Below are 20,786 nucleotides of genomic sequence, written 5' to 3' on the forward strand. Positions count from 1 at the left end.
CTCATGCCATCATCGCGCTGCGCTGACTCGCGCCGCTTCCGCGCGCGCCTGTCCGTTGCTTCGCCGAACGCTCCATCGGTTTCAGGAAGACAATGGCCGACGTCGATACGCTGGATCTGCTCAGCAAACTGACCGCCGAAGGGGCTCCGCTCGGCGACGTGATCACCCTTGCTGCGAGCCTGAGCGGGGGAGGGCAGGTCGCCCTGGCGGACCAAGCCTACAAGGTGTGGATCCGCTTCAACGCCGAACATCCCCAGCTGTGCGTGGCCTTGTTCAATCGCTCGATCCTGCAGGCGGTCCTGGGCGATAACGCCGGCGCGGCCGCCTCGCTGGAGCAGGCGATCACGCTGAACGGCGATTTCATGCCGGCCTACGTCAATCTGGGCGGCCTGCAGGAGCGGGCGGGGCTGCATGAGCCGGCCGTCGCCACCTGGGAAGCCGGCGCCAACCGCGCCGTGGTCATCAATGGCGTGGGCGTCGGCTATGCCTTCACCTGCCTCAAGCAGATCGCGCGTCTGCTGGGCGACATGCACCAGCCGGCGCGCGCCGAACTGGCGCTGCAACGTGCCGCCGACATCGATCCCAACGCGATGGACGTGATCGGCCAGCTGGTCGCCAATCGCCTGACGCAATGCAAGTGGCCCGCCGTCCAGCCTACCGAGCGCGTGCCGCGCGAGAAGATGCTGGAGGGCGTCAATCCGCTGTCCATCGCCGCCTATACCGACGATCCGCTGCTGCAGCTGGCCGCCGCCAACCGGTTCATCGAGCGCGAAGCCAAGACCACGCCCGAACAGGTCCGCGCCGACCGCCGCGATGCGCCGATCGACTTGACGGGCCGCCGGCCGCGCATCGGCTACATCTCGTCGGATCTGCGCGACCACGCCGTCGGCTACCTGATGGCCGAGCTGTTCGAGGTGCACGACAAGTCCAAGGTCGAGGTCTTCGCCTACTACTGCGGGCCGGAGTCCAGCGACGGCCTGAACACCCGCATCCGCGCGGGGGTCGAGCACTTCACCGACATTCGTCCGATGACGGACGACGAGGCCGTCCAGCGCATCGTCGACGACGGCATCGACATCCTGGTCGACGTCAACGGCCACACCCGCGACGCCCGTACAGCCGTCTTCGCCCGCCGCCCGGCCCCGATCCTGGTCAATTGGCTGGGCTATCCGGGCTCGATGGGCAGCGACTACCACCACTACATCATCGGCGATCCGTGGGTCATTCCGCCGGAGATGGAGCTCTACTACTCCGAGGCCGTCCGCCGGATTCCTTGCTACCAGCCCAATGACAGCCGGCGGAAGGTCGAGGAGACCAATCCGACGCGGACCGAGGTCGGCCTGCCCGAGGACGCCTTCGTGTTCTGCTGCTTCAACGGCCCGCAGAAGATCACGCCGCACGTGTTCGACCGCTGGATGGAGATCCTGAAGCGCACTCCAGGCAGCGTGCTGTGGCTGCTGGACAGCGTTCCGGAGACCAACGCCCGCCTGCGCGAGGCCGCCGAGGCGCGCGGCGTCGATCGCACGCGCCTGGTCTTCGCCCAGAAGCTCCAGAACTCCCACCACCTGGCGCGCTATCGCCTGGCGGACCTGTTCCTGGACACGACCCCCTACGGCGCCCACACCACCGCGTCGGACGCGCTGTGGATGGCCGTGCCGGTCCTGACCTGGTCGGGCCGCTGCTTCGCCTCGCGTGTCTGCGGCAGCCTGGTGCGCAGCGCCGGGTTGCCCGAGCTGGTGGTCGACAGCGCCGAAGCCTATGTCGAGAAGGCCGTCGAGATCGGCGTCGACCGCGAGAAGGCCAAGGCCCTGCGCGCGACGCTGGAGGCCAATCGCGACACCTGCGTGCTGTTCGACATGGACCTGCTGGCCGGCAAGCTGGAAGAGCTCTACGGCGAGATGATCGCCGAACATCAGGCGGGCCACCGGCCGCGCCCGAACCTGGCCAATCTTTCGGCCTACATGGAGATCGGCCTGTCGCTGGATCGTGACGAGCGCGAGATGCAGGCCGAACCCGACCTGCATGAGCTCTATCGCCAGCAACTGGCCCGGCGAGACACCGTCAAGGCCATCCCCGCCGACGGCCGGCTCTGGGAGGGTGGAGCTTCGTGAACCGCCACCAGCTGGAGCCCCTGAAGCTGGACGGCTACGCGCCGCGCACGGTCCTCGACATCGGCGCGAACGTCGGCGACTTCACCAGGGGCTTCCTGAAGGCGTTCCCCGACTGTGTCCCGACGCTGATCGAGCCCAATCCATTCTGTGAGGACGCGCTGAGCCAGCTGCCGTTCGAGCGGCACATGGTGGCGGCCTCGGACGAGGCGGGCGAGGCTGAGCTGTTTCTCAGCGAGGGCTGGCTGCAGTCGACCGGCGCCTCGCTCTACCGCGAGAATTCGCAGTATTTCACCGACGAGCAGCTGCTCCGACGGACGGTGTCCAAGGTCCGCCTCGACGATCTGTTCGCCGGCCGCCGCTTCGACTTCGTGAAGATCGACACCCAGGGCTCGGAACTGGACGTGCTGCGCGGCGGCGAGACCGTGCTGCGCCAGGCGGACTACATCCTGATCGAGATCTCGGTCGTCGATTTCAACGAAGGGGCGCCGCGGGCCGAAGAGGTGCTCAAGCAGCTGGGCGCCATGGGCTTCGCGCCGGCCGCCGTCACCGACGTCCATCGCTTCGATGATCTGCGCGACGGCGCGGTCCTGCAGATGGACCTTCTGTTCAAGCGCCGCGCCGCGCGGCCCTCGCAGTTCGGCCGCCTGACCGCCCTGAACGATCTGACGGGCATCGTCGGCCACCTGCGCTGGCGCAAGACCCAGAACCCGGCGTGCCGGATATTGCTGATCGGGGGCGGTCCGTCGGGCTGGCCCGAGGACCTGTGCGACGGCGTCCTGGGCGGCGCGACGGGGCCGTTCGCCGGCGATCTCTCCGATCCGGACACCTACCGCGCCATCCTGACCCACGTGGCGCGCGAGGGGCGCTTCGACTACGTGGTCGCGCCGCACGTGTTGCAGACTCTGACGCGGCCCTCGACCCTGCTGGAGCGCCTGCCGCTGGTCGCCGAGGCTGGCTGGATCACCACGCCCTCGCGCTATCTCGAGGTCCTGAAGATCGAGGGCGCGCACCGGGGTTTCGCCCATCACCGCTGGGGCGTCGATCACGTCGGCGACGTGCTGTCGCTGGCGTTCAAGTCGCCGATGATCGAGCATCTGACCTTCCCGCAGGAGGCCGCCTGGGAGCAGGGCGAGCAGCGCTTCGAGCTGCAGGTCGGCTGGCGGGGCGGTCTGCGCTTCGAAGTCCTGGGCGAGGGCGCCTTGCCGGGGCGCGCCGAGACCCTGGCCATGACGAGCCGCTTCTTCGAGGGCGTCGTGCCGGACGCGCCGCGCGACGCCGCGCCGGAAGCGCCCAAGCCGGACATCGCCGCCGAGCTGGCCAAGGCCATCACCACTGCCCGCGATCCACGCTCGGGCCTGCATGCGCTGGGGCGCATGAAGTACTACCACGACGCCGTCAGCCTGATCCTGTGCGAACCCGTGACGCCCGAGCGGCTGGCGCTGTTCGACACCCTGACGGCCGAGGCCCTGGGTATGGACATGGAGTCCCCGGGCGAGGAATGGGACGCCTGGATCAATCACTATCGCGTGGTGCTGGAAGCGCTGCATGGGTCCAACGTGGCCGCTCCGACGCCGCCCGCGCCGGATGACGGTCCGCAGACCTTCCTGACCGGCGACGGCCAGACCCTCGACGCCGAGGGGCTGAAGGCCCACGCCGACGCCCTGGGCGCCCAGGTCGTGTTCTTCGCCGCCGCCGATGAGCGCTACGTCGAGCTCTACGCGCGCTGGCTGGCCCTGTCGGTGATCAAGCACAGCGATGTGCCGTTCCTGGTGGTGATCCACGTGATCGGCGGCGCCGACCGCCTGGCCGAGGCCGCCGCGACCGTCGCGATCGACGATCCGCGCGTGATCTTCACCGGCGACCACTTCGACGCCTCGACGGTGACGACCCTGTGCTACGAGGCCCCGCCCAAGGGTCTTATCGAAATCCCGGTCGCCCACTACCAGTCGGTGCGCTTCCAGCGCTTGGACGGCCTGCTGGATACGCTGCAACGGCCGGTCTTCGTGTCGGACATCGACCTGCTGCTGCAACGCGGCGTCTCCGACCTGCTGGAGCGGTGGGCCGACGCCGATCTCGTGATCAACGAGAATGACCGCAACATCCAGGCCGGCTCGCGCATCACCGCCAACCTGCTGCTGGCCCGCCCGACGGCGGCCACCTCGGTGATGCTGCGCTGGCTACGGGCCTATCTGGACGAGCGATTGTCGCGCGAGACGGTGACCCGCTGGATCGACCAGGTAGCCCTTAACCTGGCTCGCCACCACCTGGCGCTGCACGCGCCCGGCGCGATGGTCGGGACCTTCGACACCTTCAGCGACATCAACAACGTGATGTTCAGCGAGTACGTCCCGGGCCACCCGTTCCGCTTCCTGTCGCTGTACCACGGGTTCGATACGTCGACGCTGGAGGAGTAGGGGGCGGCTAGAAGGCGGCCTTCGCCTTCATCAGCACGTCGCCGCCGCTCTGCGCCCACAGTTCCGCGCCGCCGTCGACCAGGCGGCCCTTGGACATGATCGTCTCGCCGGCGAAGGCGGGCTTCAGCGCGCGGAACGAAAAGCGCGTGAGCGGCCGGGCGGGCATGGCCTCCAGCATCAGCAGGGCGATCAACGGCCCGTGGACGACGAGGCCGGGATAGCCCTCGACCTCCGTCGCATAGGCTTGGTCGTAGTGGATGCGGTGACTGTTCGAGGTCGCGGTGGAGAAGGCGAACAGCAGGACCGGATCGGTCAGTGTTTCTCGGCTCCAGTCGCCCGGCGGTGCGGGGGCTTCGTCCGGTGCGCGCGGCGCGGGCGGGGCGGCGGTGTAGACGATCGTCTGGCGCTCGCTGACGCGCGGTTCGCCGTCCTGGCTGAAGACGCGGTCGAGCGTGACGAAGGTCAGGGGCCCGCTGGCGCCGGCCTTCTCCTCGATGGCGGCGATCGTCTCGATCAGCTCGGTCTCGAGGCCCGTGCGCAAGGGACCGAAGAAGGTCATGTCCGCAGCGGCGAACATCCGTCGGGGCGCCGCGATCGGCGGCAGGAAGAGGCCTCGCTTGGGGTGACCGTCAGGACCGAGGTCCGCCCGCGAGACCGCATCGGCCAGGCACGCCCAATGCCAGGCGGGGGGGACTTCGGCGGGCGGCCCGGGCCGGTCCAGAACCGCCGCCAGCCGCGCCAGATCCGACGCCGCCAGGACCGACACGCGCCGCCGTCGCCGGCCCGTCCAGTCCTTGGCCCAGTCCATCAGTACGACCGGGGCAGGCCGAGCACATGCTCGGCGACGTAGGCCAGGATCAGGTTCGTCGAGATCGGGGCCACCTGGTAGAGGCGCGTCTCGCGGAACTTGCGCTCGATGTCGTACTCCTCGGCGAAGCCGAAGCCGCCATGGGTCTGCAGGCACATGTCGGCCGCCGCCCACGAGGCCTCCGAGGCCAGCATCTTGCCGATATTGGCCTGCTCGCCGCACGGCTGGCCCGCATCGTAGCGGGCGGCGGCGTCATAGATCGTCAGGCGCGCGGCGTGGGCCTGGGCGTAGGCGCGGGCGATCGGGAACTGCACGCCCTGGTTCTGGCCGATCGGGCGACCGAACACGACGCGGCTGTTGGCGTAGTCCCGCGCCTTGCCGATCAGCCAGGCGGCGTCGCCCAGGCACTCGGCCCCGATCAGGATCCGCTCGGCGTTCATGCCGTCCAGGATGTAGCGGAAGCCCTTGCCCGCTTCGCCGATCAGGCTGTCGGCGGGGATCACCAGGTTGTCGAAGAACACCTCGGTCGTGGCGTGGTTCAGCATGGTGGCGATCGGACTGATCGTCAGGCCTCGTCCCTTCGCTTCGCGCATGTCGACCAGGAACACCGACAGGCCGTCGGCCTTGCGGGCGACCTGGTCCTTGGGCGTGGTGCGGGCCAGCAGGACCATCAGGTCGGAATGCTCGGCCCGGCTGGTCCAGACCTTCTGACCGTTGATGACATAGGTGTCGCCCTCGCGGCGGGCGAAGGTCGAGATCGATGTGGTGTCGGTGCCGGCCGTGGGCTCCGTCACGCCGAAGGCCTGCAAGCGGATCGAGCCGTCGGCGATCCTGGGCAGCCAGGTCTCCTTCTGCGCCGTCGAGCCGTGCCGCAGGACCGTGCCCATGGTGTACATCTGAGCGTGCAGGGCCGCGGCGTTGCCGCCGCTGGCGTGGACCTCCTCCAGGATCGCCGCCGCCGCCGTGAGGCCCAAGCCGCCGCCGCCGTACTCTTCCGGGATCAGGACGCCCAGCAGGCCGGCCTTGGTCATGGCGGCCACGAACTCGGTCGGATAGGCCTTCTCGCGATCCAGGGCGCGCCAGTAGGCGGGCGGGAAGTCGCGACACAGGGCCCGCACCGTCTGGCGCAGGGCTTCGATCAGCTCGGGATCGGCCGTCGACACTAGACGCGCTCGAAGGCCAGAGCCGCGCCCTGGCCGACGCCGATGCAGAGGGTGGCCAGGCCGCGCTTGCCGCCGGTCGCCTCCAGCTGGCGCAGGGCGGTCAGCACCAGCCGCGCGCCCGAGGCGCCCAGCGGGTGGCCGAGAGCGATGGCGCCGCCGTTGGGATTCACGTGCGCGCCGTCGTCGGGCAGGCCCAGTTGGCGCAGCACCGCCAGGCCCTGAGCGGCGAAGGCCTCGTTCAGTTCGACAGCATCGAAGTCGCCGATCGAGAGGCCGGTCTTGGCCAGCAGCTTGCGCACCGCCGGGACCGGGCCGATGCCCATCACGCGCGGCGCGACGCCCGCCGTGGCGTAGCCGGTGATGCGCGCGCGCGGCGTCAGGCCGTGACGCTTCACAGCCTCTTCGGAGGCGACGATCAGCGCCACCGCGCCGTCGTTGACGCCCGAGGCGTTGCCGGCGGTGACCGTGCCGCCCTCGCGGACGACGGGCTTCAGCTTGGCCAGGGCTTCAAGAGTGGTCTCGCGCGGATGCTCGTCGCGCTCGACGATCGTCGGGCCGGCCTTGCCGGGAATCTCGACCGGGGTGATCTCGCCGGCCAGGAAGCCGTTAGCCTGCGCGGCCGCCGCCCGCTGCTGGCTGCGCAGGGCGAAGGCGTCCTGGTCCTCGCGGCTGACGCTATGGTCCGTGGCGACGTTCTCGGCCGTCTCGGGCATGGAGTCGACGCCATAGGCCTTGCGCATGGCCGGATTGACGAACCGCCAGCCGATGGTGGTGTCGAAGATCTCGGCGTTGCGTGAGAAGGCGCTGTCGGCCTTGCCCATCACGAACGGGGCGCGGCTCATGCTCTCGACGCCGCCGGCGATGACCAGGTCGTTGTGGCCGGAGAGGATGGCGCGAGCGGCGTAGCCGACGGCCTCCAGACCCGAGGCGCAGAGGCGGTTGACGGTGACGCCCGGGACCTCGACCGGCCAGCCGGCCAGCAGCAGGGCCATGCGGGCGACGTTGCGATTGTCTTCGCCGGCCTGGTTGGCGCAGCCCAGCGCCACCTCGTCGATGGCCGCCAGATCCAGGTCCGGGTTGCGCGCCGCCAGGGCTCTCAGCGGAATCGCCGCCAAGTCGTCGGCCCGCACCTTCGACAGCGCCCCGCCATACCGTCCGAAGGGCGTGCGGATCCCGTCACACAGATAAGCGGTCGTCATGCGAAGGCTCCCATTTAGCGCTCAAACGACTGTTAGAGTCGCTGGGGCGGAGCCTCAACAAGTTTTCAGCGCCAGCCGCCGCCCAGGGCCTGGACCAGGGCCACCGCCGTCGTCTGACGGGAGACCGCCGTCGTCACCAAGGTGCGTCGAGCCGACAGGGCGGAGGCCTGGGCCGTGACCACGTCCGTATAGGCGACCTGGCCGGCCTTGTACTGGTTCAGCAGCATCTGCTCGGTCTGGTCGGCGGCCTGGGAGGCGGTCAGCTGCAGGGCGTACTGCCGCTCCAGGGTGCGGGCGGCGGTCAGCTGGTTTTCGACGTCCTCGAAGGCCTGCAGGGCGGTCAGGCGATAGTTGGCGGCGGCCTGGTCGTAGGCCGCACGGCTCTGGGCGACCTGGGCCCGACGGGCGCCGGCGTCGAACAGGGTCTGGGCGGCGCTCAGGCCCAGCGACCAGGTGTTGGCCGAGGTCGCGAACAGGTCGCCCAGCCGGCTAGCCGTCGAGTTGCCATCGGCGCTGAGGTTGAAGGTCGGGAAGAAGGCGGCGCGGGCTACGCCGATGTCGGTGTTGGCGGCGGCCACGCGGCGCTCGGCGGCGGCGACGTCCGGGCGGCGCTCCAGCAAGGCCGAGGGCACGCCGACCGGGATCTCCGGCACGACCGGCTTCCAGCCGGCGTCGGCCGCCAGGCGGAAGCCGCTGGCTGGCTCACCGACCAGAACGGCGATGGCGTTCTCGAAGGCGGCGCGATCCTGAACCAGGCCTTCCAGGGTCGACTGGGCGTTGGCCAGCTGGCTCTGGGCCTGCAGCACGTCGGACTTAGGCGCGATGGCGGCGTTATAGCGGTTGGTGGTGATCTGCAATGCGCGCTGGTAGCCCTCGACCGTAGCCTGGACCATGGCGATCTCGGCGTCGGCGCGGCGCAGGCCCAGATAGTTGGTCGCCAGCTCGCCTTGCGACGAAAGGCGGGCGGCGGCGAGATCGGCCTCGCTGGCCTCGGCCGAGGCTTTGGCCCCGCTGATCCCAGCGCGAATGCGGCCCCAGACGTCGGGCTCCCAGCTGGCGCCGATGCCGACCTGATAGCGCTGGGTGTCGCCGGCGCTGGTGCTGCCGCCAGCGGAGGTCGTCGTCTTCGTGCCGCCGCCGCCCGACTTGGTCCCCGAGCCCGAGAGGTCGATGGTCGGGAACAAGCTGGAGCGCTGCTCGCGCACCAGAGCGCGGGCCTGGCGATAGGCGGCCTCGGCGGCGGCGATGGTCTGATTGTCCACCTTCACCCGCTCGGCCAGGGCGTTCAGTTGCGGATCGCCCAGCAGCGTCCACCAGTCGCCGCGATCGAGGTGGTCGGACGGCGTGGCGGTCTTCCAGCCTTCCAGGGCCTTGAACTGGGCTGGCGGGGCGGACTTCAGGGCGGGGGTCTCGTAGGCCGGCGTCAGCGAACACGCGCCGAGCAGGACGAGCAGGGAGGCGGCACCGATCAGGCGAGTTTGGCGGGCGAACATCATGCGGGTTCCGGCGTCGTCGGGTGGTGGGCCAGATGCCGCTCGTCCTTGTCGCGCGCCTTGCCGCGCAGACGGTCGAGATAGACATAGACCACGGGGGTGGTGATCAGGGTCAGGAGCTGGCTGGCGATCAGGCCGCCGATGATGGCCACGCCCAGCGGGCGGCGCAGCTCGGCGCCCTCGCCAAAGCCGATGGCCAGGGGCAGGGCGCCCAAGGCGGCGGCCAGGGTGGTCATCAGGATCGGGCGGAAGCGCAGCAAGCTGGCCTCGCGGGCCGCTTCCTGGGCGGACAGGCCCCGGCTGCGCTGGGCGTCCAGGGCGAAGTCGATGATCAGGATGGCGTTCTTCTTGACGATGCCCAACAGCAGGAAGACCCCGATCAGGGCGATGATCGAGAACTCCATCTTGAAGATCAGCAGGGCGATCACCGCCCCGACGCCGGCGGCGGGCAGGGTGGACAGCACCGTGATCGGGTGGACGTAGCTCTCGTAGAGAATGCCCAGCACGATGTAGATCGCCACGATGGCGGCCAGGATCAGCAAGGGCTGCTGGTTGTTCTGTTCGGCGGCCTGGCGGGCCTGGCCTTGGAAACTGCCGCGCACGGTGGTCGGCATGCCGATCTCGGCCTCGGCCTGGGTCACCGCGGCGCGGGCGTCGGCCAGGGTCTTGCCGTCGACCAGGTTGAACGAGACCGTCGTGGCCAGCTCGCCGTTCTGGTGGTTGACCGATGTCGGGGTGGCGTTCTGGGCGACGCTGGCGATGGTCGGCAAGGGCGCCATGGCCGTGGCCGAGGTGTTGAGGGCCGAGCCGGTCGAGGCGTCCCGCAAGGCCGGATTGACGCTGGTCGTGCTGGACGTGGTCTCGGTCGTCGTCGAGCTGGTCGACGTGGTCGGCACATAGACGTCGTTCAGCGCCTCGGGACCCTGGGCGAACTTCTGCTGCCATTCCAGGATCACGGCGTACTGGTTGACGTCCTCGTAGATCGTCGCGACCTGACGCTGGCCAAAGGCGTTGTAGAGCGCATTGTCGACGGCCCGGGGCGTGACGCCCAGGCGGGAGGCGCTATCGCGGTCGATGGTGACCAGGGTCTCGACGCCGTTTTCCTGCTGGTCGGAGTCGACGTCGGTCAGCACGTCGTCGTGCGCCTTCATCGCCTCGGCCAGCTTGGCGGACCATGCCTTGAGGTCGGCGCTGTTATCGCTGGTCAGGGTGTACTGGTAGGTCGAGTTGCTGGATCGGCCGCCCATGCGCAAGTCCTGCACGGGGTTCAGGAAGATCGACACCCCCGTCACCTTCTGCAGTTTCGGGCGCAGGCGAGCGATGACGGCCGAGCCCTTCTCCTTGCGCTCGCCGACGGGCTTGAGGTTGACGAACATGAAGCCGCCGCCGGCGCGATTGCCGCCGGTGAAGCCGACCACGGTGTCGACCGCGGGGTCCTTGCGGATGATGTCGACCACGGACCGGAGCTTCTGCTGCATGGCCTGGGACGAGACGCTCTGGTCGGCGCGGATGCCGGCCATCAACTGCCCGCTGTCCTGCTGAGGGAAGAAGCCCTTGGGGACGGCGATATAGAGCCAGGCGGTCATGGCGATGACGGCGACCAGGATCAGGATCACCAGCGGCTTGGCCGCCAGCGCCCAGTCCAGGCTGTGCTCGTACATCCGGTGGACGAAGGTGAAGGCGCGCTCGAAGAACCGGGCGACGCGCCCCTCCTTCTCCTTGCGCTCGGGACGCAGCAGATAGGCGCACATCATCGGCGTGGTGGTCAGGGAGATGACCAGCGAGATCATCACCGCCGCCGACAGGGTGACGGCGAACTCGCGGAACAGCCGCCCGACCTGGCCGCCCATGAACAGCAACGGGATGAACACCGCGACCAGCGAGATGCTGATCGACAGCACAGTGAAGCCGACCTCCCGCGCGCCCAGCAGGGCGGCCTGGAAGCGGTCCATGCCCTTTTCGATGTGGCGCTGGGTGTTCTCCAGCACAACGATGGCGTCGTCGACCACGAAGCCGGTGGCCACGGTGATGGCCATCAGGCTGAGGTTGTTCAGCGAGAAGCCCATCAGGTACATCACGCCGAACGTGCCCAGCAGCGAGATGATCGTCGCCGTCGCCGGGATGAAGGTCGCCCGGGCGCTGCGCAGGAAGGCGCTGACCACCAGCACCACCAGCACGATGGTGATCAGCAGGGTGATCTCGATCTCGTGCAGCGAGGCGCGGATCGAGTTGGTGCTGTCGCTGGCCACCTGGACGTTGATGTCGCCGGGCAGCTGCGCGCGCAGCTCGGGCAGGGCGGCGCGGACGCTGTCGACGGTCTGGATGATGTTGGCGCCGGGCTGGCGGGTGATCAGCACGATGATCGCCGGCTTGCCGTTGAACAGACCCAGGGTGCGGGTGTCGGCGACGCTGTCGGTGACCTCGGCGACGTCGGACAGCTTGATGCCGGCGTCGCCACGCCAGGCCACGATCAGGCCGGCGTAGTCGGCGGCCTTGCGGCCCGCGCCGCTGGTGTAGATCTGATAGCGCTGGCCGCTGCCCTCCAGCGCGCCCTTGGGGCGGTTGGCGTTGGCCGACTGGATGGCGGCGCGGACGTCTTCCATGCTGACGCCGTACTTGTTCAGCAGGAACGGGTTGGCCGAGATCCGCACCGCCGGCAGCGAGCCGCCGCCGATCTCGACGTCGCCGACGCCGTTCACCTGGGCGATGCGCTGGGCGACGACGTTCGACACCGCGTCATAGATCTGGCCGGGAGTCTTGGTGTCGGAGGTCAGGGCCAGGATGATCACCGGCGCGTCCGACGGGTTCATCTTGCGATAGGTCGGGTTGCTGCGCAGCGTGGCCGGGAGATCGGCGCGGGCGGCGTTGATCGCCGCCTGCACCTCGCGTGCGGCGCCGTCGATCTTGCGGTTCAGGTCGAACTGCAGGGTGACCCGGGTCGAGCCGCTGGAGCTCTGCGAGGTCATCTCGTTGACGCCGGAGATCACGCCCAGCCGGCGCTCCAGCGGCGTGGCGACACTGGAGGCCATGGTCTCGGGGCTGGCCCCCGACAGGCTGGCCGACACCGAGATGGTTGGATAGTCCACCTGCGGCAGGGGCGAGACCGGCAGCACGAAGAAGGCGAAGACGCCGGCCAAGGCCAGGCCGATGGTCAGCAGGACCGTGGCGACCGGCCGCCGGATGAAGGGACCCGACAGGTTCACGACGGCGCCCCCGGGATCGGATCCGGATCGACGCGGTCGGCGTGCGGTTCCTCGTTGGTCCGCCTGTGGCGCGCGGCCGGGGCCAGGCGGTCGAAGGCCAGGTAGACGACCGGGGTCGTGAACATGGTCAGCAGCTGGCTCAGCAGCAGGCCGCCGAAGATGGCGATGCCCAGCGGACGACGCAGCTCGGCGCCTTCGCCGAAGCCCAGCATCAGCGGCACGGCCGCGAACAGGGCCGCCAGGGTGGTCATCAGGATCGGCCGGAAGCGCAGAATGGCCGCCTGGAAGATCGCGTCCCGAGGGCTCTTGCCCTGCTCGCGCTCGGCGTCGATCGCGAAGTCGATCATCATGATCGCGTTCTTCTTGACGATGCCGATCAAGAGGATGATGCCGATGATCCCGATGACGCCCAGGTCGTTGCCGGTGATCCACAGGGCCAGCAGCGCCCCGACCCCGGCCGAGGGCAGGGTCGACAGGATGGTCAGCGGGTGGATGTAGCTCTCGTAGAGCACGCCCAGCACGATGTAGACGCAGACCACGGCCGCCAGGATCAGCCACAGCTGGTTGGACAGCGAGTTCTGATAGGCCCCCGCCGCGCCCAGGTAGGTGGTGGTCACCGAGGCCGGCATATCGATCGCCTTCATGGTCTTGCGCACCTCGTCGACCGCGTGGCCCAGCGAGACGCCCGGCGCGGTGTCGAAGCCGATCGTGGTGGCCGGGAACTGGGCGACGTGGGTGACCTGCAGCGGCGACTGCTGGGTCTTGATGGTCGAGAAGGCCGCCAGCGGGGCGGGCGAGCCGCCGCCGGTCTTGAGGTTCAGGTTGCCCAGGGTGGTCGGGTCGGTCAGGACGCCCGGCTTGGCCTCCAGGATGACGCGGTACTGGTTGGTCTCGGTGAAGATGGTCGAGACGATCCGCTGGCCGAAGGCGCTGTACAACGCGTCGTCGACGTCGGAAGCCGTGATCGACAGGCGCGCGGCGGTGTCGCGGTCGATGTCGACATAGGCCGCCTGGCCGGTCGCCGAGGCGTCGGAATAGACGTTGCGGACCGCTTTGACCTTGGCCAGCTGGGCGGTCAGCTTGCCGGCCCATTCCTTGATCGTGGCGGTGTCGGCGCCTTCCAGCGACAGGCGGTACTGGGTGGGTCCCGTCTCGGCGTCGATGGTCAGGTCCTGGGTGGGCTGGAGATAGAGGGTCACGCCCGGGACGTTGGCCACGCGCTCGCGCAGCCGCTGCATGATCTTGTCCTGCGAACCCGAGCGGTCGGCCTTCAGGTTGATCTGCATCTGGCCGGTGTGGAGCATGGCGTTGTTGGCGCCGTCGACCCCGATGAACGAAGCGACGTTCTCGACGGCCGGGTCGTCCAGGATCGCCTCGGCCGCCCGTTGCTGCAGGTCGGCCATGCGGTCGTAGCTGACCGACTGGGCCATCTCGGTGCGGGCCTGCAGCTGGCCGGTGTCCTGGGTCGGGAACAGGCCCTTGGGGATCACCAAGTACAGCAGGCCGGTCAGAGCCAGGGTGGCGACGGCCACGACCAGGGTCGCGGTCTGGCGCTCCAGCACCCAGGCCAGGGCGCGCTCGTAGCGAGCCTCGACCTTCTCGAACAGGTCCTGAGCCTTCTTGCCGACGCCCTTGGCGTCCTCGCCCTCGTGCGGCTTCAGCCAGCGGGCCGACAGCATCGGCGTCAGGGTGAGGGAGACCACGGCCGAGATCAGGATGGTGATGGCCAGGCTGATGGCGAACTCGCGGAACAGGCGGCCGACCACGTCGCCCATGAACAGCAGCGGGATCAGCACCGCGATCAGCGAGATGGTCAGCGAGATGATCGTGAAGCCGATCTCCTTCGCCCCCTTCAGCGCCGCTTCCATGGGTTTTTCGCCGCGCTCGAGATGGCGGCTGATGTTCTCGATCATGACGATGGCGTCGTCGACGACGAAGCCGGTCGCGATGGTCAGGGCCATCAGGCTCAGATTGTTCAGCGAGAAGTCCAGCAGGTACATCACCCCGCACGAGCCGATCAGCGAGATCGGCACGGCCAGGCTGGCGATCACCGTGGCGCGCAGGCTGTGCAGGAAGAAGAAGATCACCAGCACCACCAGCACCACGGCCAGCAGGAGCTCGATCTCGACGTGGTGCACCGAGGCGCGGATGCCGGTGGTGCGGTCGGCCAGGACCTTGACGTCCAGAGTGGCCGGAAGGCCGGCCTGCAGCTCGGGCAGCTTGGCCTTGATGGCGTCGACGGTCTTGATGACGTTGGCGCCGGGCTGGCGCTGGACGTTGACGATGATGGCCGGGGTCTTGTTGGCCCAGGCGCCCAGACGGGTGTTCTCGGCGCTCTGCACGACCTGGGCGATGTCGCTCAGGCGGACCGGGGCGCCGTCCTTGTAGGTGACGATCAGGTTCTTGTAGTCGTTGACGCTCAGCAGCTGGTCATTGGCGTTGATCGTGTAGCTGCGGGTGGGACCGTCGAAGCTGCCCTTGGCGCTGTTGGCGTTGCTGTTGCTGATCGCCGTCTGCACGTCCGACAGGGTCAGGCCGTAGCTGGACATCGCCTGGGTGTCGGCCTGGATGCGCATGGCCGGGCGCTGCCCGCCCGACAGCGACACGAGGCCGACGCCGGAAACCTGGCTGATCTTCTGGGCCAGGCGCGTGTTGACCAGGTTCTGCACCTCGGTCAGCGGCAGGGTGTCGGAGGTGATGGCCAGGGTCAGGACCGGCGCGTCGGCCGGGTTGACCTTGGCGTAGACCGGCGGAGCGGGCAGGTCGGCCGGCAGCAGGGAGTTGCTGGCGTTGATGGCGGCCTGCACCTCCTGCTCGGCGACGTCCAGGGTCTCGCCCAGATCGAACTGCAGGGTGATCACCGAGGCGCCGGCCGTGCTGACCGAGCTCATCCGCGACAGGCCCGACATCTCGCCCAGCTGGCGTTCCAGCGGAGCGGTGACGGTCTGGCTCATCACCTCGGGACTGGCGCCCGGATAGAGGGTCTGGACCTGGATCGTGGGGTAGTCGACCTGGGGCAGGGCCGACAGCGGCAGCAGCCGGAAGCCGACCAGGCCCGCCAGGACGATGGCGGCCATGAACAGGGCCGTGGCGACCGGCCTCTGGATGAAGGGACGCGAGGGGTTCATCGCGGCTGGGCCCGACTATTCCGGACGCTGCTGGCGCTGGCGACGGGCCTTGCCGTCGCCCTTGCCTTGCCCCGCCGGCTTGGCGCCGGGCAACTGGACCTTGCCGCCGTCGCGCAGGCGGTCGCCGCCCTCGGTGATGACCTTGTCGCCGGCCTTGAGGCCTTGCGTGACCTGCACCTGGACGCCGGTGGCCTGGCCGGTCTTCACCGAAGTCTTCTTGACCGTCTGGTCGCTGTTCAGCAGCCAGACGAAGGAGCCGTCGCTGCTCTGGCGCACGGCGGTGGCGGGCACGACGATCGCGCCCTTGATGGTGTCCAGCTCCATGCGGACATTGACGAACTGGCTGGGGAACAGGGCGGCGCCGGTGTTTGGGAAGCGGGCCTTGGCCTTCACGGTGCCGGTGCCGGTGTCGACCAGGTTATCCAGGGTCGAGAAGCTGCCGCGGTCCAGGGTCTGGGCGCGGGTGCGGTCCAGCGCGGTGACCGGGACGTTGGCGCGGCCCTGGCGGGCGGCGATGCGCGGCACGTCATCCTGTGGGACCGTGAACTCCACGTCGATCGGCGAGAGAGTGGTGATCACCGCCACGCCGTTGGTGTCGCCCGCGCCGATATAGTTGCCGACATCGACGACGCGCAGGCCCACGCGGCCCGAGACCGGCGCGGTGATGCGGGCGAAGCCGAGGTTCAGGCGCGCGGTGCCGACGGCGGCGCGGTCGGCCATCACCGTGCCTTCCAGCTGCTTGACCGTGGCGGCCTGGGTGTCGACCTCCTGGCGGGCGATCGAGTCCTGGGCCAGCAGGGTCTGGTAGCGGGTCAGGGTCAGGCGCGCGGCGGCGAGCTGAGCCTCATCGCGCGTCTGGTTCCCCTGCGCCTGCAGCAAGGCCATCTGGTAGGGACGGGGATCGATCTGGACCAGGGGCTGGCCGCGCTGGACTGTCTGGCCCTCGCGGAACATCACCTCGGTGATCACGCCCGAGACTTGGGGGCGCACCGTGACCGTCGCGGCCGGCTTCACCGTGCCCAGGGCCTCGATGATGATCGGCAGGTCGGTGGCTGTCGCCGTGGCCACCGCCACGGTGCTCGCCGGACCACGCCGCCCGCCGCCGCCCGGGCCTCCGGGACCGCCGGGGCCGCCCATGTCGCCGGCTGCGCTCTTCGTGTCGCCATGCAGCAGCGCCCAGGCCAGCCAGACGACGCCGACCAGCGCGAGGATGGCGATCAGTCCGCCGAGGATCAGCGTCCGGCGGCGCGGGGGCGTACGCGGGGCGTGAAAGTCAGTCATCGTCAGCCTTCGAGCGGGCCGCGACCGGGCGCGGCGTGAGCGGGCGGCGACAGGCCGCCCCTGGAAAAGCCGTCGGGTTAAGCTGACGGTCCTCCGACCCGTAGAGGCCGATCGTGTGCGCCGGTTTTCAGAGCTGAAATGATCTCGCCGCGATATGGCTCCGCTTGCGTGTCGGAAAGCCGTCTTTTCGTGGGCGGAAAGGCGCGCCGATCACGACGCGCAGGCGGTTTCGGCCGCTTGCGCGGCTTCATCCAACCTACTGAATTTTCGAGAGAATGGTGGGTGTAGTAGGATTCGAACCTACGACCCGCTGATTAAGAGTCAGCTGCTCTACCAACTGAGCTATACACCCATTCGCGGTTCCGAAGCACTTGCGAGCCCCGGCGGCGAGGCGCGGAACATACGCAATGATTTTGGCAGCGCAAGAGCTTTTTTCATGGCCAGACGAGATATTAGCGGAGCCGTGGATTTCGCTTACCTGGAAGGGTTCGCGGCGGGAGATTCCGGGGTGATCGACGAGGTGTTGGCGCTGTTTCGCGAACAGGCCGCGCTGTGGACGCCGATGCTGGATCCCACCCATCCCGGCTGGAAGGACGCGGTTCATACTGTGAAGGGTGCCGCGCGCGGCGTGGGGGCCTTTCCGCTGGGCGAGGTCTGCGAGCGCTGCGAAGCGGGGGAGGAGGGGCTGGACGCGGTCAAGACCGCCCTGGACGCCGCGCTGCTGGACATCGCCGCCTACGCCCACGAACAGGCCCTTCGGTCGCTGAAAGGCTGAGCTCAAAAAGAGGGGCCGAAGCGAACTTCGGCCCCATGAGGAGGAGAGGGGGAGCGTGAAGCCCTAGAACTTCGCGCGCAGGGTCAGCTGATAGGTGCGGCCGTCGTAGTCGATGCGGCGGGGCAGCATCGGGTCGTTCTCGTATTCCGAACGGGTCGCGTCGGTCAGGTTGAAGGCGTCGGCCGAGACCGTCAGACTTTCGGTGATCTGGTACGAGGCCGAGGCGTCCAGCTGGCTGCGGGCCTTGACCGTCCGGGCGTCGCCGACGAACGAGTTGCCGGCGGCCAGGTCGTACTTGTCGCGCCAGTTGTAGACCAGGCGAACGCCCCACTTCTTGGCTTCGTAGTAGCCGATGAGGTTGAGGTTGTTCTTCGACACGCTGGGCAGGGTGATCTTGTTGCCCGCTGTGTCCTTGCCGTCGATCTTCGTATACGAATAGTTGAACGCGCCGCCGAAGTTCTTCCAGAAGCCCGGCAGGAAATCCAGGTTCTGCTGGATATTGAACTCGAAGCCAGTGACGGTCATCGGGTTCTGGTTGGTCTTGCCGCTGATGTTGACCTGGGCGTTCTTGAGGACGCCGCCAGCGCCGACGAACTTGTTCGAGCTGACGCAACGCGGTGTGCCGGCCGAGTTGTCGATGCTCAGCGTGCCGAGGTCGACGTCGATCCCGTCGATCTTGCCGCTGGACGGGCAGAGGACCGACTGGTCGGTGATCGGGCCGATATAGCCCTTGATCTCCTTGCGGTAGGCCGCGATCGAGATCAGGCCGCCCGGACGATTGTACCACTCCAGCGACGCGTCATAGGAGTCCGACGTGTAGGGTTTGATGTCCGTAGCGCCCAGCGTGACGGTGTAGACGGGGTCAGTCGGCGGGTTCACGTCGACGGGGACCTGCACGAAGGTGGTCGGCACGTTGTCGCGCGGCTGCGGGCGGACATAGGTGCGGTAGGCGGCGGCGCGGAACACCAGGTCGTCGCGCAGGTCGGCCACCACGATCGCCGAGGGCAGCCAGTAGTCGAAGTCGTTCTTGCGGGTCGAGGTCGTCAGCGTGTGGTTGACCGCGCCGGCCTGGTTCGACAGCGCCGTGGTGCAGTTCTTACAGTTCAGGGCGACGATCTTCTGCTCGGTATACTCGTAGCGCGTCCCCACCGTGCCGCGCACGGGCACGCCCAGCAGCTCGGTCTTGAACTTGGCCGCCAGATACGCAGAGAAGACGTCGTTCTGGTTGCTGAAGTTGTTGTTCCAGTAGTTGCCGTCCGTGTAGTTGTTGACGACGCCGTACGGGGTCAGGAACACGCCAGGCGCGCCCAGCAGGAACTGGTCTGGCAGGCCATTCGGATTGAGCGGCGTGCGCAGGTTGGTGTTGACCGGCGTGATCGCCTTCAGCACTCGGGCGATGTCGACGTTCATCCAGTTCGACGTGGCGCCGGCCGCCTGGCCGCCGAAGAAGTCACGGGCGTACGACAGCTGCGAGGCCATGTCCGGCGTGATGTTCTGGGTGTTGGCGCCCAAGGCGGTGTTGCGCGAGCCGCTGGAGGTGAACTTGTTGTGCTCGGCGCGGCCGCCGAACGTCAGGTTTGTGACGAACCCGCCGTCCAGCGCGCGGTCGAAGTCCAGCTGGAACGCGTCCAGCACGTTGTCGGCTTTGCCGTTGGTGCCTGTGACGCCGAAGCGGTCGGCGGCGACGGTCGCGGCCTGGCCGGGCATGACGGCGCCGGCCTGGGTCGCGGCGGTGGCGGTGGCCGGGATCACGAAGCCGCCCGAGGGCAGGTGGGTGGCGTGCGGCGTGTTGAGGATCGCCGTGTAGTTCGACAGGTCCGAGCCGCCCAGGTTCACCGAGGTGGTGATGCCGTTCAGCCCGGCCGAACCGAGGTTGCGGTAGGGGTTCTGGACGACGTCCAGCTCGATCTGGTTGGCCTGGGCCTTGGCGCGCGAGACGGTCAGATTGGCCGTGGCCTTCCACGTGTCGTTCTTGAATTCCAGGGTCGGGTTGATGGCCCAGGTCTGGTTCGTCGCCGGCTCGGAGCGGATCGAGTCGAACGTGTTGATGTTGGCGGCCGAGAACTTGTTGATGTAGGCGCGGTCGCCGTTCGGGGTCTTGACGATGTAGGGCGTGCCGATGTCGCTGATCACGGCCACGGCCGAGGTCGCCGTCAGGGCGGTGTTCGTGCCCTGGCCGCCGCCGGCGTCGATATAGAGCAGGTTGTTGGTGGCCTCATCCAGCTTGCGCTTGGTGATGAAGCCGTTGGCCCCGAACTTCCATTCGTCGTTGATCCGCCACTCGAAGCCGGTCGCGGCCGACAGGGTCGTGCCGCGGTTGAACTTGACCAGCTGGCGGGTCTGGCTGGGGTAGTAGACGCCGCCCGGATACTTGGCGATCAGCGCGTCGTAGGTCGGGTTGTTGCCCGGCGTGGCCTGGTTGCCGACCTGGATCGAGCCCAGCTTGTTGGCCCACGAGTTCACGGTGATCGAGTCGCGGCGGAACTTCTCGTCCTTCCAGGCCACGACGCCGAACACAGCGAAGTCGTCGGTCAGGTGCTTGTTGTAGCCGATCGAGGCGAGCGGGCTGCCCAGGTCGCCCAGCTCGTTGTACTCGTAGGACAGCTTGGCGAAGCCGCCGTCCTTACGCGCCAGGGCCGGGTTGATGCGCAGGTCGATATTGCCCGACAGGCCGCCGGCCAGGTTCGAGGCGGACGGCGACTTGATGACGTTGATCGCCGTGAAAATGTCGGAGTTGAACGCGCCTAGCGGGGTCGAGCCGTTCAGGATCGGATCGGCGAACGCGCCGCCGTTCAGGGTGGTGCGGGCGAAGGTGCCCGGCAGGCCGCGCAGGCTGATCGTGGCGTTGCGGCTGTCGGCCTCGCGATTGATCTGCACGCCGGGGATCCGTTGGATGGCTTCACCCACGTTCAAGTCGGGGAAGCGGCCCAGGCCGTCCGAGGAGATGCCGTCCGAGATCTCCAGCGTCTCGCGCTTGGTGGCGATGGCGTTGGCGTAGGCCTGGCGGAAACCGGTGACAACAACGGCTTCGACGGTCTCCGTCTCGGGCTTTTGCTCCGTCGGTGCGGGCGCGGCCTGACGGGCGTGGGCGGCCGAGCCGACGGCCAGGGCCGCGCAGGACGCCATCAAGGCGGCGCGAAGAGCAAAGGTGGTGCGTGCATGGATCATGAGAGTGCCTCCCCCGGCGCACTGACTTGGCGCCCTTGGGGTG

At 68.5% G+C, this 20,786-nt stretch carries 11 protein-coding genes and 1 tRNA gene; 3 read left to right on the top strand and 9 right to left on the bottom strand.

Going from position 1 to position 20,786, the window contains the following annotated elements; translation table 11 throughout:
* The first annotated feature begins 92 nt into the window (after nucleotides 1-92).
* Nucleotides 93-2,111, top strand: a complete 2,019-nt coding sequence (locus tag K8940_RS06595; protein WP_223393969.1) for an N-acetylglucosamine transferase — start codon at nucleotides 93-95, stop codon at nucleotides 2,109-2,111.
* The gene (locus K8940_RS06600; protein WP_223395787.1) at nucleotides 2,090-4,525 is read left to right on the top strand and encodes an FkbM family methyltransferase; all 2,436 of its coding nucleotides are present in this window, start codon (nucleotides 2,090-2,092) and stop codon (nucleotides 4,523-4,525) included. The genes K8940_RS06595 and K8940_RS06600 overlap by 22 nt, the downstream gene beginning before the upstream one ends.
* 7 nt (nucleotides 4,526-4,532) lie before the next feature.
* Here K8940_RS06600 and K8940_RS06605 read toward each other — a convergent pair whose 3' ends face one another.
* From K8940_RS06605 to K8940_RS06640, 8 genes are all read right to left on the bottom strand, one after another.
* Entirely contained in the window at nucleotides 4,533-5,333 is an 801-nt protein-coding gene (locus K8940_RS06605; RefSeq protein WP_223393971.1) for a hypothetical protein, read from the bottom strand.
* Nucleotides 5,333-6,496: an acyl-CoA dehydrogenase family protein gene (locus K8940_RS06610; protein WP_223393973.1), complete on the bottom strand. Its 1,164-nt coding sequence runs from the start codon at nucleotides 6,494-6,496 to the stop codon at nucleotides 5,333-5,335. Before K8940_RS06610 ends, K8940_RS06605 begins: the two co-directional genes overlap by 1 nt.
* The gene (gene pcaF / locus K8940_RS06615; protein ID WP_223393975.1) at nucleotides 6,496-7,695 is read right to left on the bottom strand and encodes a 3-oxoadipyl-CoA thiolase; all 1,200 of its coding nucleotides are present in this window, start codon (nucleotides 7,693-7,695) and stop codon (nucleotides 6,496-6,498) included. The genes K8940_RS06610 and pcaF overlap by 1 nt, the downstream gene beginning before the upstream one ends.
* Before the next feature lie 65 nt (nucleotides 7,696-7,760).
* On the bottom strand, nucleotides 7,761-9,191 hold the full coding sequence (locus tag K8940_RS06620) for an efflux transporter outer membrane subunit (protein ID WP_223393977.1): 1,431 nt from the start codon (nucleotides 9,189-9,191) through the stop codon (nucleotides 7,761-7,763).
* On the bottom strand, nucleotides 9,188-12,391 hold the full coding sequence (locus K8940_RS06625; RefSeq protein ID WP_223393979.1) for an efflux RND transporter permease subunit: 3,204 nt from the start codon (nucleotides 12,389-12,391) through the stop codon (nucleotides 9,188-9,190). The genes K8940_RS06620 and K8940_RS06625 overlap by 4 nt, the downstream gene beginning before the upstream one ends.
* Nucleotides 12,388-15,519, bottom strand: a complete 3,132-nt coding sequence (locus tag K8940_RS06630) for a multidrug efflux RND transporter permease subunit (RefSeq protein ID WP_223393981.1) — start codon at nucleotides 15,517-15,519, stop codon at nucleotides 12,388-12,390. Before K8940_RS06630 ends, K8940_RS06625 begins: the two co-directional genes overlap by 4 nt.
* Before the next feature lie 15 nt (nucleotides 15,520-15,534).
* Nucleotides 15,535-16,800 (bottom strand): MdtA/MuxA family multidrug efflux RND transporter periplasmic adaptor subunit, encoded by a 1,266-nt coding sequence (locus K8940_RS06635; protein WP_223393983.1) that lies wholly within the window; start codon nucleotides 16,798-16,800, stop codon nucleotides 15,535-15,537.
* A gap of 276 nt (nucleotides 16,801-17,076) precedes the next feature.
* Nucleotides 17,077-17,152: transfer RNA gene (locus K8940_RS06640), tRNA-Lys, on the bottom strand.
* Nucleotides 17,153-17,236: 84 nt separating this feature from the next.
* Between K8940_RS06640 and K8940_RS06645 the strand changes: the two genes are divergently transcribed.
* Nucleotides 17,237-17,575: an Hpt domain-containing protein gene (locus K8940_RS06645; protein WP_223393985.1), complete on the top strand. Its 339-nt coding sequence runs from the start codon at nucleotides 17,237-17,239 to the stop codon at nucleotides 17,573-17,575.
* 63 nt (nucleotides 17,576-17,638) lie between these two features.
* Here the strand turns inward: K8940_RS06645 and K8940_RS06650 are convergent, their stop codons facing one another.
* Complete coding sequence (locus K8940_RS06650; RefSeq protein ID WP_223393987.1) at nucleotides 17,639-20,743, bottom strand: TonB-dependent receptor; 3,105 nt, start codon at nucleotides 20,741-20,743, stop codon at nucleotides 17,639-17,641.
* Nucleotides 20,744-20,786 lie beyond the last annotated feature (43 nt).

Origin of the sequence: Caulobacter segnis, assembly GCF_019931575.1 — a bacterium.
In the GTDB taxonomy this organism is placed as follows: Bacteria; Pseudomonadota; Alphaproteobacteria; order Caulobacterales; family Caulobacteraceae; genus Caulobacter; species Caulobacter segnis_C.

What these genes read in the sequence shown, in the direction of transcription:
- K8940_RS06605 (WP_223393971.1), bottom strand. Translation starts at nt 5,333, where the DNA reads ATGGACTGGGCCAAGGACTGGACGGGCCGGCGACGGCGGCGCGTGTCG.
- K8940_RS06645 (WP_223393985.1), top strand. Translation starts at nt 17,237, where the DNA reads ATGGCCAGACGAGATATTAGCGGAGCCGTGGATTTCGCTTACCTGGAA.
- pcaF (WP_223393975.1), bottom strand. Translation starts at nt 7,695, where the DNA reads ATGACGACCGCTTATCTGTGTGACGGGATCCGCACGCCCTTCGGACGG.
- K8940_RS06630 (WP_223393981.1), bottom strand. Translation starts at nt 15,519, where the DNA reads ATGAACCCCTCGCGTCCCTTCATCCAGAGGCCGGTCGCCACGGCCCTG.
- K8940_RS06635 (WP_223393983.1), bottom strand. Translation starts at nt 16,800, where the DNA reads ATGACTGACTTTCACGCCCCGCGTACGCCCCCGCGCCGCCGGACGCTG.
- K8940_RS06595 (WP_223393969.1), top strand. Translation starts at nt 93, where the DNA reads ATGGCCGACGTCGATACGCTGGATCTGCTCAGCAAACTGACCGCCGAA.
- K8940_RS06650 (WP_223393987.1), bottom strand. Translation starts at nt 20,743, where the DNA reads ATGATCCATGCACGCACCACCTTTGCTCTTCGCGCCGCCTTGATGGCG.
- K8940_RS06620 (WP_223393977.1), bottom strand. Translation starts at nt 9,191, where the DNA reads ATGATGTTCGCCCGCCAAACTCGCCTGATCGGTGCCGCCTCCCTGCTC.